At 51.9% G+C, this 17,150-nt stretch carries 17 protein-coding genes and 1 tRNA gene; 12 read left to right on the top strand and 6 right to left on the bottom strand.

What is annotated here, in order from left to right:
- Positions 1-11 precede the first annotated feature (11 nt).
- The gene (locus tag AAC621_RS03250) at positions 12-965 is read right to left on the bottom strand and encodes a sulfurtransferase (protein ID WP_340252187.1); all 954 of its coding nucleotides are present in this window, start codon (positions 963-965) and stop codon (positions 12-14) included.
- Between the two features lie 710 nt (positions 966-1,675).
- Here AAC621_RS03250 and AAC621_RS03245 point away from each other — a divergent pair.
- From AAC621_RS03245 to AAC621_RS03235, 3 genes are all read left to right on the top strand, one after another.
- Entirely contained in the window at positions 1,676-2,602 is a 927-nt protein-coding gene (locus tag AAC621_RS03245) for a LysR family transcriptional regulator (protein WP_340252184.1), read from the top strand.
- A gap of 114 nt (positions 2,603-2,716) precedes the next feature.
- A complete protein-coding gene (locus AAC621_RS03240) occupies positions 2,717-3,568 on the top strand; it encodes a shikimate dehydrogenase family protein (RefSeq protein ID WP_340252181.1) in 852 nt (283 codons plus the stop codon).
- Positions 3,565-5,454 carry a bifunctional sugar phosphate isomerase/epimerase/4-hydroxyphenylpyruvate dioxygenase family protein gene (locus AAC621_RS03235; protein ID WP_340252178.1) on the top strand — a complete coding sequence of 630 codons (1,890 nt, stop codon included), beginning with the start codon at positions 3,565-3,567 and terminating at the stop codon, positions 5,452-5,454. Before AAC621_RS03240 ends, AAC621_RS03235 begins: the two co-directional genes overlap by 4 nt.
- A 131-nt stretch (positions 5,455-5,585) precedes the next feature.
- Here AAC621_RS03235 and AAC621_RS03230 read toward each other — a convergent pair whose 3' ends face one another.
- Complete coding sequence (locus tag AAC621_RS03230; RefSeq protein WP_340252175.1) at positions 5,586-6,518, bottom strand: LysR substrate-binding domain-containing protein; 933 nt, start codon at positions 6,516-6,518, stop codon at positions 5,586-5,588.
- Positions 6,519-6,614: 96 nt separating this feature from the next.
- Between AAC621_RS03230 and pcaC the strand changes: the two genes are divergently transcribed.
- Genes pcaC through AAC621_RS03200 form a run of 6 tightly spaced genes read left to right on the top strand, consistent with a single transcriptional unit; the run spans position 6,615 to position 10,997 of the window.
- Positions 6,615-6,995, top strand: a complete 381-nt coding sequence (gene pcaC, locus AAC621_RS03225) for a 4-carboxymuconolactone decarboxylase (RefSeq protein WP_445322479.1) — start codon at positions 6,615-6,617, stop codon at positions 6,993-6,995.
- Between the two features lie 51 nt (positions 6,996-7,046).
- Positions 7,047-7,769, top strand: a complete 723-nt coding sequence (gene pcaH, locus AAC621_RS03220) for a protocatechuate 3,4-dioxygenase subunit beta (RefSeq protein ID WP_340252169.1) — start codon at positions 7,047-7,049, stop codon at positions 7,767-7,769.
- On the top strand, positions 7,769-8,323 hold the full coding sequence (pcaG, locus tag AAC621_RS03215) for a protocatechuate 3,4-dioxygenase subunit alpha (RefSeq protein ID WP_340252167.1): 555 nt from the start codon (positions 7,769-7,771) through the stop codon (positions 8,321-8,323). Before pcaH ends, pcaG begins: the two co-directional genes overlap by 1 nt.
- Positions 8,316-9,167: a BKACE family enzyme gene (locus AAC621_RS03210; RefSeq protein WP_340256290.1), complete on the top strand. Its 852-nt coding sequence runs from the start codon at positions 8,316-8,318 to the stop codon at positions 9,165-9,167. Before pcaG ends, AAC621_RS03210 begins: the two co-directional genes overlap by 8 nt.
- Entirely contained in the window at positions 9,160-9,945 is a 786-nt protein-coding gene (pcaD, locus tag AAC621_RS03205) for a 3-oxoadipate enol-lactonase (RefSeq protein WP_340252165.1), read from the top strand. Before AAC621_RS03210 ends, pcaD begins: the two co-directional genes overlap by 8 nt.
- The gene (locus tag AAC621_RS03200) at positions 9,942-10,997 is read left to right on the top strand and encodes a 3-carboxy-cis,cis-muconate cycloisomerase (RefSeq protein ID WP_340252163.1); all 1,056 of its coding nucleotides are present in this window, start codon (positions 9,942-9,944) and stop codon (positions 10,995-10,997) included. Before pcaD ends, AAC621_RS03200 begins: the two co-directional genes overlap by 4 nt.
- A 552-nt stretch (positions 10,998-11,549) precedes the next feature.
- Here the strand turns inward: AAC621_RS03200 and AAC621_RS03195 are convergent.
- The 4 genes from AAC621_RS03195 to AAC621_RS03180 all read right to left on the bottom strand — a co-directional run bounded on the left by AAC621_RS03195 (position 11,550) and on the right by AAC621_RS03180 (position 13,943).
- A tRNA-Cys gene (locus AAC621_RS03195) sits at positions 11,550-11,623 on the bottom strand.
- 96 nt (positions 11,624-11,719) lie between these two features.
- Positions 11,720-12,433: a leucine-rich repeat domain-containing protein gene (locus AAC621_RS03190; RefSeq protein ID WP_340252162.1), complete on the bottom strand. Its 714-nt coding sequence runs from the start codon at positions 12,431-12,433 to the stop codon at positions 11,720-11,722.
- A 29-nt stretch (positions 12,434-12,462) separates the two neighbouring features.
- Complete coding sequence (locus AAC621_RS03185; RefSeq protein ID WP_340252160.1) at positions 12,463-12,855, bottom strand: bactofilin family protein; 393 nt, start codon at positions 12,853-12,855, stop codon at positions 12,463-12,465.
- Between the two features lie 71 nt (positions 12,856-12,926).
- Positions 12,927-13,943, bottom strand: a complete 1,017-nt coding sequence (locus tag AAC621_RS03180) for a rod shape-determining protein (protein ID WP_340252158.1) — start codon at positions 13,941-13,943, stop codon at positions 12,927-12,929.
- Between the two features lie 232 nt (positions 13,944-14,175).
- Here AAC621_RS03180 and AAC621_RS03175 point away from each other — a divergent pair, with 232 nt between their 5' ends.
- From AAC621_RS03175 to AAC621_RS03165, 3 genes are all read left to right on the top strand, one after another.
- Positions 14,176-14,829 carry a protein-L-isoaspartate O-methyltransferase family protein gene (locus AAC621_RS03175; protein WP_340252156.1) on the top strand — a complete coding sequence of 218 codons (654 nt, stop codon included), beginning with the start codon at positions 14,176-14,178 and terminating at the stop codon, positions 14,827-14,829.
- A gap of 68 nt (positions 14,830-14,897) precedes the next feature.
- Entirely contained in the window at positions 14,898-16,286 is a 1,389-nt protein-coding gene (locus AAC621_RS03170; protein WP_340252155.1) for a TolC family outer membrane protein, read from the top strand.
- A 280-nt stretch (positions 16,287-16,566) separates the two neighbouring features.
- Complete coding sequence (locus AAC621_RS03165; protein WP_340252154.1) at positions 16,567-17,130, top strand: hypothetical protein; 564 nt, start codon at positions 16,567-16,569, stop codon at positions 17,128-17,130.
- Positions 17,131-17,150: the final 20 nt, after the last annotated feature.

The following is a 17,150-nucleotide window of genomic DNA, read 5'->3' as shown; positions in this document are numbered from 1 at the left end:
TGCGTCTCTCCTTAGAAAACCGATTTGATCTGGTTCCACAGGTTGCGGATTGGGCCAGGGACATTGGCCATCTCATAACCTGCATTCGACCATCCGACCATGGATTCGGGGTAGAGTTTCACATTCTCAATCCCTGCCAATTCCGAGAGGGCGAACCAGTTGGTTGCAGCCCAGTGGCCCGTGTTGCAGAAAGACACCAAGGTTTCTGCATCCGTGAACCCCTCGGCCTCGGCCAAAGCACGCGCGGCATCGGCATCCACAATCGCAGGGCCATTGTCGAACCAGCTGCTATGCACAAAATATTGCGACTGCGGCAGCGTGCCTGGACGGGCAGCGGCAGGGTGGCTTTGGTCACCGTTCCAGAAGCTTTCAGGGCGCGCATCAAGCAACAAACCATTGCTGTCGCCTGCAATCACAGTCTGGATTTGCTCTGCCGTGGCTGTCCACTGATCGGAGAGGGTGACAGTGATTGTGCTTTGTGTTGGGGTGGTTGCCTCGGTCGACAGGGCAAGCCTTGCCTCCGTCCATGCGGCAACGCCGCCATTGAGGATCGACAGATTTCCGAAGCCTGCGGATTTCAACGTCCAATAAACGCGCGCCGCGGCACCGAAATCGGTTTCATTCGCGCCTTGATGGGCAATCACAACAGTCTGGTTCTGGCGCAAACCCAATTCACGCAGCAATGCGGTCAGCTCTTCGGCGCTGGGCAATTGGCCAGGATTTTCAGCAGGCCCACGGAACCGGCCATAGGGGGCGTTGATTGCGCCCGCGATATGACCTGCGCTGTAGGTGTTTACATTTTCTTGACCTTCGGCTGCAGCGGGCGCGCGAATGTCCAAGATGACGGGCGCATTCGTGCCCAAGCTGGCGTTCAATTCAGCGGGGCTGACCAAGGGGCCAAACTGCGCCGCAGCAACATTTGCCATCAGCACAAGAGCTGCGGCTGCATAAGAAAGAAGTTTCATTTCATGGCCTCGTTTTTCGGGTGAGAGGGACGATTATGGCGCCGCATGTGACGTGAGAATGCGTGACTGACAAGGGGACAGCACATCAGAAAAGAGCCGTGAAGGCGGCCAAAATTCTAGGCAAGGAGGATCGGCAGAATTCCTGTCACGCAGCAGCGCTGATCTAGGAAATTTGTTCCGCAATTTTTGATTTCACGGAATATTTTCGTTCTTTTTTGCATGGATTCATGAATCGCGCGAACAATCTACCTGTTTAGGGCGATTTTTGTATGGGGATGCCGGAACGAGGGGGGAAGTGGAGGCGAGTACCGGAATCGAACCGGTGTACACGGATTTGCAAATAATTAACCCAATACTAAGTAATTGATTTATAATTATATTATAAATAATTTATATCGGTGTGTATCAAATTACGACAATCCGTAGATATAACTTCCTAAGTTTTGCAGTGTTGAACACAATGTTTTGTCTGCAAATTTCACGGCAATAATTCTAATAAAAAGGCCACTGATCTGAAACCTAGGACAACTCTCGCAAGAGCCGAAAGCTCATCATCGCGATAAGTAACACCACGAACCCAGCTTGATTCCAATTGAAATCGTTACGCGTGAAAATCTGGAGTGGCGTAATTTGTAGAGCCCATTTTTGTCAGCAGCTAGTGAGTTGCCATATAAAGCCGTCTGGATTTTAAATGCTAGGAGTATCACCCGATGAACGACATGACCTTGCGGCAAATCGAAGTAATACGTGCTGTCATGCTGACGGGCACAATCTCTGGAGCAGCGGGGCTTCTGAATGTCTCTGCTCCAGGTATTAGTCGCCTAGTCAAACACACGGAAGAAACGTTGGGAATACGATTGTTCGAGCGTAAAGCTGGGGTATTCATACCATCAGTTGAAGCCAGCCGCGTATTTGACCAAGTGCGGGAAGTTTATAGACAAGTTGAAAGTTTGAATGCGGCAGTAAGCTCCCTCAAGTGCGGCGAAGATGTTAGGCTGTCATTTGCCACCGCTCCCTCAATTGCACAATTTATCGCTGCGCGAGTTTTGCAGAAAGTGAGAGGCGTTTATGGTGACTTATTTGTCGACATGAATGTTCTCAAAATTGAAGAGACGGTGGATTACCTTCTGTTAGAAAGAGGTGAATTTGTGATCATGAGCTCCCCTGTTAAAAACGCGGCTATAGAAAATGAAGAGATCGCAGAGGGACGGTTGGTTGCTATTTTGCCTGAGGGGCACGAGCTATCCCAGAAAGAAAAAGTTTCAGCATCGGATCTTGCTCGTGAACCAGTCATAGGTGTTGATCCAAATGATCCATATGGAGCGCTATTGGCGAAGCCGTTTGTGCAGGCTGGTATTGAGATCAATCATGCGATGCGCGGACGCTTTGCACAGACCGTTGTTAGTCTAGTGAGACACGGTCTTGGGGTGGCGGTTATCGATGAATTTTCAGTAGCGGAAGTCTATATGCCTGGATTGGTGCGCCGTCCGCTCGTCGAAGATGTCCCTATAAAATCATATGTGACGCGCAAAAAAGGGCGCGTGCTGTCTCGATTTGCAGAAGACTCGATTAATCACTTCCGACGTCAACTAGAGCGTGCGGTCAAAGATGGCCCTTGGTATCGCGCACAGAAATAACATTATGTTAATAGTGAAATAAATTAAATATTTGACGTTAATTTTTGTTGCGCCGACAATGAACGCATCACTACTGGCATCGCGTAAAGCTGGGCCTTTTGGGAGAAAGTGTTCATGAACAAAAAGGTTGATATTTATCTTGGCCTTATTGGCGACAATATAGCCCAATCAAAAGCGCCGCTACTTCATCGCCTCGCAGGTCGACAAAACGGAATGAGCGTTCAGTATGACCGTCTCGTTCCTAGCGAGCAGAAAAAAGATTTTGATGCACTCTTTGATGCTTGTCCGTTACGTGGATATCGTGCCATCAACGTAACTTATCCTTACAAAGAGCGTGCCGCGTCCAAAGTGTTAATAAGTGACCCACTAGTCCGGGCCATGGGAGCAGTGAACACAGTCTTATTCAAGGAAAATGGGCCTTTTGGATATAATACTGATTATTCTGGGTTCATCGCGGCTTACCGTAATCAACGTGGCGATAAGCTGCCCGGTGTGGCGTGTTTAATTGGCACCGGGGGCGTGGGGAGAGCACTTGCTTTCGCGTTAATTGCTCTTGGCACTAATGAGATAAGACTCGTCGATAACGACAAAACAAAAGCTGACGTGTTAGCTGACGATTTGCGCAAAGTAGCACCAACTGTATCGGTGCGCGTGATGGATAACGCCGCTAGTGCGGCTGACGGCGCATCAGGGCTTTTAAACGGTACTCCAATTGGCATGGTGGGTTATGAAGGTACGCCTTTACCTGCGTCGGCGTTGACCGGAGCGGTCTGGGCTTTCGATGCAGTTTACACACCAGTTAATACTGAGTTCCTTATGGACGCAGAAAGTAGAGGATTAGAAGTCATTTCTGGATATGAATTGTTCTTCTATCAAGGTGTGCACGCCTGGTCACATTTTGCAAACTTACCCCTGGATGAAAATCGTCTGCGGATTGACCTTAAATCTGAAGGAAATGCAGCATGAAGACCTCTATTGCGACTGTCTCCATTTCTGGAAATTTGCGGGAAAAGCTCGATGCAATCGCCGCTGCAGGTTTTGATGGCATTGAAATTTTTGAGCAAGATTTTGTAGCGGATAGTGGAACGCCGCGCGAAATTGGTGACATGATCCGTGACCACGGTCTCGAAATAACGCTCTTTCAACCATTTAGAGACTTTGAAGGACTCACAGGAGAAGCCCGTCGCAAGGCGTTCGACCGAGCAAAGTACAAATTCGACACTATGCAGGAATTGGGTACGGATTTGATTTTGTTCTGCTCATCCACTCGGCCTGATGGGCTCGGCGGAATTGATCGTGCTGCAGCGGATTTTTATGAGCTTGGAGAGCTTGCTGCAACTTACGACATTCGCGTTGGCTATGAAGCATTGGCATGGGGCAGGCATGTTTATGATCATCGTGACGCGTGGGAGATTGTGAGGCGCGCAAGCCATCCTAATATCGGTTTGATACTTGATAGCTTTCATTCTTTAGCAAGAAAGATTGATCCAAGTACTATCCGCAGCATTCCAAGCGATAAAATATTTTTTGTTCAATTAGCGGACGCGCCATTAATTGAAATGGACCTTTTGTACTGGTCCCGGCATTTCAGAAATATGCCAGGTGAAGGCGACCTTGCGGTAACTGAGTTCACGCGAGCGGTTATGGCAACAGGATATAACGGACCAATAAGCCTAGAGATATTTAATGACCAATTTCGTGGTGGACTGCCGAAGGGTTTGGCGAGAGACGGTTATCGGTCGTTGGTAGCGCTCATGGATGACGTTCGAAGAAGTGAACCTGATATTCATGTTCCCATGCCTAATTTACCACCACGCATAGAGGTGCAAGGGGTTGCATTCATTGAATTCGGGACTGACGACAATGAAGCTAGGGCGCTAGGCCAACAACTAAAGTCAATGGGCTTTTTGCATGTAGGAAATCACGTTTCCAAAAAACTTGAGCTATGGCAGCAAGGTGAAATCCGCATTCTTCTAAACACCGAAAGAACCGGTTTTAGCCATTCGTCTTTTGTGGCTAATGGCACAAGTATTTGCGACATTGGTCTATCGGTAAAAAGCGCATCCGATACAATCGAACGGGCGCATGCTTTGGCAGCTACACCATTCACACAACAAGTTGCTTCTGGAGAATTGGATATCCCTGCAATTCATAATGTTGCGGGCAGCGTCATGCATTTTATTGATAAAGATAGCGGATTATCAAATGTGTGGGATGTAGAATTTGTCCCAGTTGAGAATAACATCGAAAATCAGGTCGGGCTGACCCAAATTGATCACTTGGCAGAAACTATGAGCTATGATGAAATGCTCAGCTGGTCATTGTTCTACACTTCAATTTTTGACATGGATCGCACGCCCATGGTGGATGTTATCGATCCTGACGGACTTGTCAGGAGCCAAGCAATTAAAGCAAAAAATGGCTCAATTAGAATAACTCTTAATGGTGCAGAGACTCATAGAACTGTCGCGGGCAGATTTTTGGCAGAGCGCTTTACAGGTGCTGTGCAACATGTGGCCTTCAGAACAGAAGACATCTTTAAAACTGCAGTAGGCATGCAAGAGCGTGGCTTTGAACCGCTAGAAATGACCGAGAATTACTATCACGATCTACAGGCTCGTTTTTCAATTAACGATGAAAATTTAACGCGAATGAAAGCGCTCAACATTCTTTACGACGAGGATCAAGATGGCGCATTCTACCAGCTTTATGGCAAGCCTTTTGCGGGTGCTTTATTCTTTGAAATTGTTCAACGTATCGATCAATACGACGGCTATGGCGCGGCAAATGCACCCTTTAGAATTGTTGCGCAAAAACGGCTCATGCGGCCAAAGGGAATGCCAAGCAAATGACTGCTAAAATAGGTTACTTCCACAATTTATCTTAGAGCTCTCGGGAACCACTCCAAATATTAATGTCTGAGACGCCATGTGTCGTACGCTTTGTTCCAACCGAGAAGATTGATCACTTTTTTAGCGCACAGCTAATTGTGGGCACTTGTTGACCATTGCTTAGATGCCGCAAATTGCAGGCATTCAGCAAAGACACTGCGCTCAACATTGATTGGCGCTCCTCTTGCTACGCTGAAGCCAACAGGGCCGGAAAGCAAAGGTGAAGACAGTGCAACAGCAACCAGCGTTCCTTCTTTCAATTCGTCGGCAACCACTCCATGTGAGATGAACCACAGCGCATCCGAGAGACGCACAAGCTTACGCCCCACTGGAAGTGCAACAGTCTCATAGGCTGCACGTATCTCCGGCAATCCAATACTGGAGAGGTAGCGCTCGACCGTTTGAGAAATAACCGCACCCTGCGGAGGTAAAATTAACGTATAGCCCTCGACCTTCTTCTCCGGCACTGGCTCGAGTAATATGGGATGGCCGGGACGGCAGACGAGGACGACATCCTCGATGTAGAGTTGCTGGAAGGTGACACCCGTTCGAGTGTCTCGCTCTGGCATTCTTCCAACCACCAGATCAACTTGCCCGTCTCGCAACTGATTGAAAAGAAGCCAGTTTGGCCCAGATTGAATTTGCAAGCGGACATGCGGCATTTCCTTTCGGAATGCCAGAGCTGCTCGAGGAAGCAGATCCGTCGCAGCCGTCGGTAAAACCCCAATTGATAAACGTGTCGTTAATTCGCCATCAGCTGTAAGGCGTTCTGCTCCTCGTATGAGCTCGGTGATCGACGCGCTTGCGTGGCCCTGAAATACACGCCCAGCCTCATTTAGTCTAAGCCGCCGGCCGATGCGATCGAACAGTCGCACACCAAGCATCTTCTCCAACTCTTTCAGGCTGCGTGACACCGCTGGCTGAGTGATCCTTAACCTGTCCGCTGCCAGCGAGACGCTTTCGGCACGCGCAATTTCTAGGAAGGTTCGAACGTGCCGAAGATTTAGATGCTGATCCCAATTCATAACATATTTGTTATATTATCTTCCGATAAAGTCAATATAAAAAGCAAAATTATGATATATAATAGGGTAAGGTTGATCTAATTATGGAGAATAATGTTGTCCGAGCGTCACCAAAAAGGCATGCAGGTACGCCGCTCAGTTCTGGGCGACGCTCATGTCGACCGTGCCGAAGCGGCAAAAACAGCCTTTGATGAACCATTTCAAACGTTAATCACCGAGAGTGCATGGGGCACAGTCTGGGCCGATAAGGCAATTAGCTACCGTGAGCGCTCGATGCTAACGCTTGCTCTACTGGCTGCAACCGGCAACTTCGAGGAAATACCAATGCATATCCGCGCTACGGCGCGCACTGGCGCTTCCAAAGAAGATATAATGCAAGCATTTCTGCATGTGGCAATCTATGCAGGAGTGCCGAAGGCAAACCATGCCATCAAACTCGCAAAACAGACCTTCAGCGAAATGGAAGAGCGTCCATGATTCACCAGCTGCCACTACAACACAGATCATCCGCATTAAAGGGCAAATGATATGACAGGATTAATTTCTGCTCGTGATTTGGACTGGCACCCCGCACCACTAGCACCCGACTATCGCAGCTCAATCTTGCGTTCGCCAGCCCATGCGCGTCTCCACTATGATCCGACTGAAACTGAGATGACTGGACCGACATTTGGCCATAACATGCTGGGAGCGTTGGATGACAATTTGATCCTGAACTACGCAAATCCTGGCGAAGCTGCCATCGGCCCGCGCATCATCGTGCATGGCAAGCTGATAGACGAAGATCACCGTCCGTTACCAGGAAAATTGATCGAAGTGTGGCAAGCTAATGCAGGCGGTCGCTATAGGCACAAAAAAGATGGCTACACCGCACCGCTTGATCCAAACTTTGGGGGCTGTGGGCGTTGCATCTCTGGGGAGGATGGGAGCTATAGCTTCCAAACTATCCAGCCAGGCCCGTACCCCTGGCCCAATGGTGGTAATGACTGGCGTCCAGCGCACATCCATTTTTCGGTTTTCGGCGATGGATTTGCACAGCGCTTGATCACCCAAATGTATTTCGAAGGCGACCCTCACATTGCGCTCTGTCCAATTGTTCAGTCGATACCTTCAACCCAAGCCATCAACACACTGGTTGCACGACTGGATATGTCGAAGACGATCCCGATGGACATTCGCGCTTACCGTTTCGACATAGTGCTTCGTGGCCGCAATCAGACACTCTTTGAAAACAAGATAGAGGGATTGTGATGGCAAACTTCAAAGAATCTCCGTCCCAGACCGCCGGACCTTACGTGCATATAGGCTGCGTGCCCACTTTTGCTGGACTTGAAGGCATGTATGGCGGCAAAGACCTCGGCAACACGATGATTACCGGCAACCCCGCCGGCGAGCGGATCACCCTATGTCTACGTGTCATTGACGCTGCTGGGGAACCAATGACTGATGCGATGATCGAAGCCTGGCAGCCCGGTCCAGAAGGCTCATTCGGCCCGACCGAAGGCTTTAACCATTGGGGGCGCCAGCCGACCCACGCCGAAACCGGTGAGGCAATCTTCAAAACGCTTATGCCAGGCGCACCTACCGGCCAAACACCACATATACTTCTCTGGATTGCTGCTCGCGGAATAAATATGGCGCTGATTACGCGAGTTTACTTTCCTGAAAACGACAACGCGGCTGATCCAGTCTTTGCTATTGCCGGGGAGCGCGCTTCAACACTTGTAGCCGAAAAAACCGACAACGGTTATGTTCATTCAATCCACCTACAAGGTGATCATGAAACGGTGTTTTTCGATGTCTAAACCTTGCATTATCTGTGTTGCAATCACCGGATCTCTACCGACTAAAGCGAACAACCCCGCTGTGCCGATTACAGTGGCAGAGCAAATTGAAAGTACGCATGAAGCCTTCGAGGCAGGTGCGGCGATTATGCATGCCCATGTACGTAATGATGACCAAACCCCTTCTTCAGACCCCGAGAAATTTGCGGCTCTAAAAGAAGGGGTTGAGAAACACTGCCCCGGTATGATCATCCAGCTGTCTACTGGTGGAAGATCTGGCGCCGGCAAAACACGCGGTGGCATGCTTCCACTGTCACCTGACATGGCCTCACTGTCGGTAGGATCAAACAACTTTCCCACTCGAGTGTACGAGAACCCTCCCGATCTAGTCGATTGGCTGGCGTCGGAAATGCGAACTTACCGCATCAAGCCTGAGGTTGAAGCCTTTGACCTTAGCCACATCCATAAAGCGGCTATGATGCACGCTGAGGGCCAGATCATAGACACGCCCTATGTACAATTCGTGATGGGCGTTAAGAACGCTATGCCGGTGGACCGCGATGTCTTTGATTATTACGTGAAGACAGTTAAGCGGTTGTTTGGGGATGACGCTCCATGGTGTGCTGCTGGTATCGGTGCACATCAGCTTACACTGAACGAATGGGCAGTCTCATCAGGTGGTCATGCGCGAACAGGCTTGGAGGACAACGTCCGCCTCGATCGCGAAAAGCTTGCCCCTTCAAATGCAGCATTGGTGAAACGCGTTGTTGATCTTTGCCAGACCTACGAACGTCCAGTCGCTACTTGGCAGCAAGCTCGGGCAATTCTTGGACTAAAAAAAGAGGTCGCGCAAGCCAATGGCTAAGTTCACCAACGTAAACGGACGCGTATTACACTTTCGTTTTAGATCCGGCAATGGCGGCATACCCGTCGTTTTCGCAAATTCACTTGGGACCGACTTCCGCATTTGGGATGATGTTGTTGCGCGCCTTCCGGAAGGCACATCAACCTTGCAATATGACAAATCCGGTCACGGCCTGAGTGAAAAGGGTGCAGTCACAATTTTTGACCATGCTGCGGACCTTTCCACTTTGATGGATTCCTTGGGTCTGACAAGAGCATTGGTCTGTGGTGTCTCAGTGGGTGGAATGATTGCGATGGCACTGTCCGCCGCCCGCCCTGACTTGACTGCAGGACTCCTGCTTAGCAACACAGGATACAAAATTGGTACATCAGAAATGTGGGCCGACAGGATCAGTGCGGTTAACGAACTAGGACTTGATGCAATGGCTGATGGTGTGCTTGAGCGGTGGTTCTCGAGTAACTTCCGGCAAAAGGAAACGGTTCAGATTGCTGGTTATAGGATGATGCTGTCGCGCACGCCTGTGCAGGGCTATGCATCTGTCTGCGCAGCAATTCGGGATGCCGATCTAGCGTCCGAAGCTGCGTCTATCAGTTGTAGGACGGTTTGCCTTGCAGGATCCGAAGATAAGGCAACAACGCCAGAGGTTGTCGCAGCCTTAGCCGACAAGATTACAGGAGCAATTTACCATGTAATCGATGGTGTTGGGCACATCCCGGCGATCGAAGCACCTGACACCGTCGCGCGGCTTTTAAGTGAGCAGATGGCTCTCTTGGCATGACATCAATCTTTGACCATCCCTGGCTTGGCGGCCTCTTTTCTGACCCAGATCTTCAAGCGCTCTGGTCGGCCGAAGTTCAGATTATGCATTACCGTAAGTTCGAAATAGCTTTGGCGCATGCGCTCGAAGCACATGGGTTGGTAGCAGCCGGTTTAGGCCAAAAAGCCGCCATTCGCATCGAGCAAGCACCGCTCGATATCCCACAATTGGCCCGAGCGACCGCCATCGACGGGCTACCAATCCCCAACTTCGTAAAACAAATGCGTGCGGCTGCCCCAGACTGTGCAGAGGCGATCCACGCAGGAGCCACATCGCAGGATGTGCTGGACACAGCCCTATCTATTACGCTTGCTGCGACAACTAACCTTTTGACGGACCGCATCCGCAAGTTGCTTAACCAGCTCGACAGACTTGTAGAAGATTATGGCTGCAATCGACTGGTAGCTCGGACACGAATGCAGGCGGCATTGCCCGTAACAGCAGCTGAACGAATTGCTGCTTGGCGTTCTCCCCTTCAGTCGGCGCTAGCCAATCTCAATGATACAAGTTTGCAGATTGCCCGCCTGCAACTTGGTGGCGCGGTGGGCACTCGCGATGCCTTTGAGGGCAAAGGGGACGCCATTGCTGAAGAATTGGCCAAAGCGCTCACGCTCACTGAAAATGGAGTTTGGCACAGTGACCGTAGCCAAATTGCCGGTTTTGCATCTCTTCTCTCGCACATCACTGGTGCACTGGGCAAGATGGGACAGGACATCGCGCTGATGGCGCAACAAGGCGTGGACGCGATCGCTTTGTCTGGCGGTGGTGGATCATCTGCGATGCCACACAAATCAAATCCAGTGCTCGCCGAATTGCTTATCACCCTTGCACGTTTCAACGCTACACAGCTTTCCGCCATGCATCATAGCCTCGTCCATGAACAGGAACGATCCGGCGCTGCATGGATGCTAGAATGGATGGTGTTACCGCAGATGGCGATGGCAACTGGAAGCGCGACTTTGGCAGCCAAAGACTTATGTAAAAAGATCAGACAAATAGGCGACGACGGTTAGAGACCACATTTCAGAAGCCTGAAACTAAGAGCGCAAAATATGGAAAATTTATCGCTGAAAACTCAAGTTGCGATAATCGGCGGCGGGCCATCGGGTCTTTTGTTGTCGCAGTTGTCGCGTATAACTCTAATAACTGGTCAGTAGCGGCTATCCCGTTGGTACTTGCTTCAGGACTAACGGTCGTTCTTGTTTCGCAAGCCACCAAATCGATATGCAACCAGTAAAGATTGGCCAAAAATAGAGATACAAAGCCACCTGGCGGTAAGCTTGTTTGTTGTGACAACCTTCAAGAAATTCTATTCTTTTGGCACAAACCGAAGCGGCAATCGGTCCAAAGCATGGATTGCATTGTTAGGTCTCCAAATCGGCTGTCTTCGTTCTGTCCAACACAGCGTGCCATCACAAGAAACGGCCAAAAAAGCACCGATTCACGCAGCACCCAAAACACTCTGTTCAACATCGCAAACGCACTCACGCTCCGGTGTGTATAGTGTGTATCAGATGTGTATCGCTATTTTGCGAAGAAAAAATCAGCTAAGTCATTGATTTTGTTGGAGGCGAGTACCGGAATCGAACCGGTGTACACGGATTTGCAATCCGCTGCGTCACCACTCCGCCAACTCGCCTTCGGGGTATCTGTGGTGTCTGTGGGGCGGTGCTACTGCAAGGTTTACGCCTGCGCAAGTGGTAAGAGGGCAAAACGCGCGGAAGAACGGGTTGGGTTAGCTTGAAAACAGTCCTTTGCGCTTTGGTTTTTCTACCGCATCGGCCTCACGGATCACGATTTTGATACGGGGCCCCGTTTGGATCATGGATGGATCCACGGGGCAAAGGCTGAGGTCAAGGATCTCAAGCCGTTGCAGCCGCGCAATCGGCGTGATGTCATAAACTTCGGTGTCACGCAGAATCAATTCCCGCAGATCTTTGCACAGGCTCAACGGGCTGATATCCGCAACGCGGCTATGAGATACATCAAGATAGCGCAGCCCCGTCAATTCGCGCAAAGCTGTGATGTCCGATATAAATGTTCCCCCAAGCTGCAGATGGGTCAGGCTGCGCATACCCGCCACGGGGCTGAGATCACTAATTGGCGTGGCCCAAGCTGAGACGCGCTCAAGATGAGACAGGCCGCGCAAAGGCTGTAGACTGGTGACGCGGGTGTTTGAAATGTTCAAGCTGCGCAAATTGCTGCATTTGGCGATGCTCGAGGGCAATTCCACCAAATTGTTAAGCCCCGAAAGATCAAGCGATTGACCATCACTCATCAGACAATCTGCGATCATACCTTGGCAAATTGAGTAATCGGCGGCGCATTCGGGCAGGTTACGCAAATATTCGGTCGATGGCGCTTCAACATCCATGCTGCGCGCAAGTTTCATCTGCGAGGCATTGGACACAAATACCAGTTCATTGGCGTTTTCATACTCTGCGCTCATGGTGCTGTGCCTATTAATTGCTGCGCGGTTCAATCGTTCATCGCCATGCTAGATTGCTGCTTAACGGTGACATTGCCTTCAAAGCGCGCGCCAAAGGCCACGGCGAGGATGTTTTGGTTGAACTCGCCGCGCGCTTGCGCGTTGCTGTCGATTTGCAACTTTCTGCAGGTGATCGTGCCCTCGAACTGGCTATCGATTTTTACCATGTCAGCGGTGATTGTGCCGCGCACTTTGGCCCCATGGGCAATGGTGACGTTATGACCCGTGATGTCGCCCGTCACGCTGCCTTCAATGACGACATCGCCATTGCTGCGCAACTTCCCCTCAATCGTCATACCTGCATGGATGACTGTTGCAGACGCGGTGCCGCGTGGGCTGTCAAGGTTGTGTTCATTCGGGCTTGTGGGGGAGAACGGCGTCATCATTCATCCAGAAAAATTATCAATATGATATAATATGCCTTTGCAGGGCCAAGGGTCAACCTGCTGCGATCCTATGGATCGCGCTGTATAGCGTGCTCCATACGCTTGCCCAAATTCATCGCAATTTGGGTGCCAAAGGCCACGCAATATTTGGGATTTTCGGCCACGGTTGCAGGAACGCCCGTGAGGTCAGACAAGGCTTTGTCAATGCCCCTGAGGCCCGCGCCACCGCCTGTAAGCATCAACCCATATTCATGGATGTCCGATGCCAGATCGGGCGGTGTTTGATCGAGCAGTGACATCACCGCCGTCCAAATCTGTTCGATAAGCGGGTGCAGTGCCTCGGCCACATCTTGTTCGGTCACAACTTGCTCTTTGGGCAGCCCGTTAAAGGCATCACGCCCCCGCACTGTGGCGCTCCGTCCTTTACCATCTGCGGGGAAGATGGCGGTGCCGATCTCATGTTTGAGCTTTTCACAGGATGAGACGCCCACGTTCAAATTGTAGTTTTTCTTGATGAAGTTTGAGATAGCCTCATCAAAATGGTCGCCCCCGATGCGCACTGAGCGTGCTGTGACAATGCCGCCCAAGGAGAGAACTGCAACTTCGGTTGTGCCGCCGCCAATATCGACAACCATCGCGCCGCGTGGGTCAAGAACAGGCAGGCCCGCACCAAGTGCGGCGGCCATCGGTTCTTCAACTAGCCCAACTTTGCGCGCCCCTGCCGCTTCGACCGAGTGCTTGATCGCACGCTTTTCAACGGGGGTGGCGCCATATGGCACGCAGACATAGACAATCGGCTTTCGCAGCATGAAGCGGTTCAAAGCCTTGCGGAAAAACGCGCCAATCATTTCTTGAGCTGCATCAAAATCGGCGATGACCCCATCGGACAGGGGGCGGCAGGCTTGGATCGATTCCGGCGTCTTGCCGAGCATTAATTTGGCATCTTCACCCACCGCGAACAGCTTTTTGCGCCCGTCTTTGATGTGAAACGCCACGACAGATGGCTCATCCAAGATCACGCCCGACTCGCTATCCACAAAAACGGTGTTGGCCGTGCCAAGATCAATGCTGATTTTTGACGTCATACTGGTTAACCGAAATACAAATAAACTGACAGATGGGCATCAATCAGGCCGCCCTTGCGCAAGTGTTAATCTATTGCGATGCGCGCGTCTATCACCCCATTGCAGCGGAATTTTGGGCAAGGATGCGGCAAAGCAGACCTAACTTGCACTAAAGCGCCCAGCAGGCGTTGCACGAGGGCCCGCCATGTGCCATAGCAAGAACAACGTAAACTAGACTCATTGGTTCAGTTGAATGGCCGACTTTAAATCTCGCCGCGTCACGATGGTAGACACCCAAGTGCGCCCCTCAGATGTCACGAAATTCCAGGTGATTGATGCTATGCTTGCCATTCCGCGCGAGGCCTATGTGCCCGCCGATATGCAGGATGTGGCCTATATTGGTGAAAACCTGATCCTTGGGGCAGGTCGCGTGATCCTTGAAGCCCGCAGTTTTGCGAAAATGTTGGACGCGCTCGATATTGGGCCGAGTGATCTGGTTCTCGATGTCGCCGCAGGCCTTGGTTATTCCAGTGCGGTGTTGGCCCATATGGCCGAGGCTGTGGTCGCGGTCGAAGAAAATGCCGACTTTGCCCAAGAGGCAGAAGCAAATTTCGCAGCACAATCTGTTGATAATGCCGCAATGATTTGCGCAAGCCATGTTGAAGGCGCGACCAAATATGGCCCCTATGACGTCATAGTTGTGAACGGGGCTGTTGAAACCATGCCCACAAGCCTGACGGATCAATTGAAGGAAGGTGGCCGCATGGGCGCAATCTTCGCGGTTGGTCAACTCTGCGAATTGCGGATTGGGCGCAAAATTGACGGCCAAATGAATTGGCGGCTGTTGTGCCATGCTAATGCGCCAGTTTTAGACGGGTTCAAGCGCGAAGCGGCGTTTCAGCTCTAAGCCCGCGCATCAGCGGCGGCACGAAGTAAATTTGAGGCGCCTATGGGCCCCGTGAGGGAGTGTTGCTTGTGAGTGTTCGGATCAAGAAATCCTTTCAGATGTTTGGCGCCTCTTTGGCCATGTCCCTGTCCGTTCTCGGGGCAGGGCAGGTGAGCGCACAAGGGTTGCAGGCCACGATGGAAGCGGCCTATGAAAATTCCGATCTGCTTGAGCAAAACCGCTATCTTGCGCGAGTTGCTGATGAAGGCATTGCGCAGCGCGTTGCCGCGTTGCGACCCACCCTCAATATGGTTGCACAGCGGGCGCGCACGGACGCGGCAGGCAGCTTGACCGAAACCATTGCCCTGACCGCTGATTTGGTGCTGTTTGCAAGTGGCAGTCGCAGCGCTCAGATTGCGGCGGCGCGGGCCTCTGCCGAGGCCACCCAAGCGCAGCTTTTGGGGCTTGAGGGGCAGGTGCTGCTTGATGCTGTCACGGCCTATATGAATGTCTGGCGCGATGTTCAGGTGGTGAATGTGCGTCAATCTAATTTGCGCGTGGTTGAGGAACAATTACGCGCCGCAAGAGATCGCTTTGATTTAGGCGAGGCCACCCGAACCGATGTTGCGCAGGCCGAGGCGCAGATGGCTGCGGCACGATCCGCTTTGGCATCGGCGCAAGGGACGCTCAGCATCAGCCGCGAACTTTATCAATTGGCCGTGGGCGTAGCACCAGAGGCACTTGGCGCACCAGGTGCGCGGCCCGTATTACCTGCATCTGCTGAGGCAGCGGAAATGATTGCGCGCAGCTCAGCCCCCTTGATCCTCGCAGCACAGCATGAGGTGACGGCCAATCAATATAATTTGACCGCGGCCCGTGCCGCTTATGGCCCAACTGTCAGCATGAGCGCGACTTCGACAGACACGCGGGAAGGGGCCCCCAATACCATCGGAAACAGCGAGCGTCTGTCGCTGACCATCACGCAACCCATTTACCAAGGTGGGCGGCTGGCCTCTCTTGAGCGGACTGCGCTGGCCAATCTTGCAGCCTCTCAATCCAATTTGAGCCGCCAGACCGCGACTGTCATCCAAAACTTGGGCAGTGCTTATGCACGCCTTTCTATCGCTTCTGCGCAAATTGCGGCCACTGAACAGCAGATTAACGCGGCGCAGTTGGCCTTTGAAGGCGCCCGTGAAGAGGCGTCCTTGGGCGCGCGCACAACGCTTGATGTGCTGAATGCGGAACAAGATCTGCTTGATGCGCGCATAGCCCGCATTCAGGCTCAGACGGATCTCTATACGGCAAGCTACAGCGTTTTGAATGCGATGGGCCGGTTGACGGCAGAGGCGATGGGGCTGGATGTAGAGCTATACGATGCTGACGCCTATGGCGCGCGCTTCTCAGGCGCACCGCTTGGCCGCCCATCGGTGCAAGGCAGCCGCCTGGACGGTGTTCTGGAACGCTTAGGGCGCGAGTAAGCCCAAACGGCCAAGTTGCGACAAGGCCCGATGAAACCCGCCCCATGTGGTGGGTTTTTCATATCTAGGCCACTGGTCTTACATCCGCCCTGACGTGTCACGTGTCGCAGCTGCCGCATCGGCAGAATTCTTTACGTTGCCGTTTGACTTCCTTGCAGAGTATATAATTAAATAAATACATAAATGATTTACTATTTTGCTGTGATCCAAATGTTCTGCCCCGCGATGCGAGTGAGATCGGCGGCCAAGGCAGCACCAAGCGCATCTTGCGGTGCGGCTGATGGCGAAGCGCTGCCGTCTGCATAAGGGTTGCACTGCCCCCGCCGCGTCACATGCGGGGGCAGTGCAGCAAGACCCTTCGCCTCAAGCGGCCATACCTCCCGCCGCGGACCCCCTGCCTGATCAGGCAGATGCAGCGCAACATGACGCGCCTGAAAGGCATCATGATTTTATATCAACCGAGATAGCCGATGAAGATGGCTATGACGAGGAGGTGGAAACCCTGACCCTCTTCGCCGCGCCGCCGCCGCCATTGAGGGCCAAGCCCAAAGCGGAGGCCCCCCCTGTCTACACGATTGAGCCCGAGCCAGAGGTGCAAGAAGATGATCTTGCAACGGAGGATCCTGTTGATGACTTGGGCCATGCCCCGCATATGCGGTTCACTGCAAAAGAGGCCGATCTCATCTTGGCCGAGCAAGACGAAGTTGCGTTACGCGCCCTTGTTGCGCGTGTTGTCCGCGAGGAATTGCAGGGTGATTTGGGACAACGGATTACCAGCAATCTGCGCAAATTGGTGCGCCGCGAAATTCGTATGATCCTCGCGGCTGAGAAACTGGATGGATAAGCCTTGACGACAGGCGCCGT

The sequence above is a fragment of the Roseobacter sp. HKCC-CH-9208 genome (genome assembly GCF_037805125.1).
Taxonomy (GTDB): Bacteria; Pseudomonadota; Alphaproteobacteria; order Rhodobacterales; family Rhodobacteraceae; genus M30B80.
This window is presented reverse-complemented; position numbering and strand designations above follow the sequence as displayed.

Excerpts from the sequence above, each read along its gene's own strand:
- AAC621_RS03250 (WP_340252187.1), bottom strand. The coding sequence starts at position 965 with ATGAAACTTCTTTCTTATGCAGCCGCAGCTCTTGTGCTGATGGCAAAT.
- AAC621_RS03245 (WP_340252184.1), top strand. The coding sequence starts at position 1,676 with ATGAACGACATGACCTTGCGGCAAATCGAAGTAATACGTGCTGTCATG.
- AAC621_RS03240 (WP_340252181.1), top strand. The coding sequence starts at position 2,717 with ATGAACAAAAAGGTTGATATTTATCTTGGCCTTATTGGCGACAATATA.
- AAC621_RS03235 (WP_340252178.1), top strand. The coding sequence starts at position 3,565 with ATGAAGACCTCTATTGCGACTGTCTCCATTTCTGGAAATTTGCGGGAA.
- AAC621_RS03230 (WP_340252175.1), bottom strand. The coding sequence starts at position 6,518 with ATGAATTGGGATCAGCATCTAAATCTTCGGCACGTTCGAACCTTCCTA.
- pcaH (WP_340252169.1), top strand. The coding sequence starts at position 7,047 with ATGACAGGATTAATTTCTGCTCGTGATTTGGACTGGCACCCCGCACCA.
- pcaG (WP_340252167.1), top strand. The coding sequence starts at position 7,769 with ATGGCAAACTTCAAAGAATCTCCGTCCCAGACCGCCGGACCTTACGTG.
- AAC621_RS03210 (WP_340256290.1), top strand. The coding sequence starts at position 8,316 with ATGTCTAAACCTTGCATTATCTGTGTTGCAATCACCGGATCTCTACCG.
- pcaD (WP_340252165.1), top strand. The coding sequence starts at position 9,160 with ATGGCTAAGTTCACCAACGTAAACGGACGCGTATTACACTTTCGTTTT.
- AAC621_RS03200 (WP_340252163.1), top strand. The coding sequence starts at position 9,942 with ATGACATCAATCTTTGACCATCCCTGGCTTGGCGGCCTCTTTTCTGAC.
- AAC621_RS03190 (WP_340252162.1), bottom strand. The coding sequence starts at position 12,433 with ATGAGCGCAGAGTATGAAAACGCCAATGAACTGGTATTTGTGTCCAAT.
- AAC621_RS03185 (WP_340252160.1), bottom strand. The coding sequence starts at position 12,855 with ATGACGCCGTTCTCCCCCACAAGCCCGAATGAACACAACCTTGACAGC.
- AAC621_RS03180 (WP_340252158.1), bottom strand. The coding sequence starts at position 13,943 with ATGACGTCAAAAATCAGCATTGATCTTGGCACGGCCAACACCGTTTTT.
- AAC621_RS03175 (WP_340252156.1), top strand. The coding sequence starts at position 14,176 with ATGGCCGACTTTAAATCTCGCCGCGTCACGATGGTAGACACCCAAGTG.
- AAC621_RS03165 (WP_340252154.1), top strand. The coding sequence starts at position 16,567 with ATGGCGAAGCGCTGCCGTCTGCATAAGGGTTGCACTGCCCCCGCCGCG.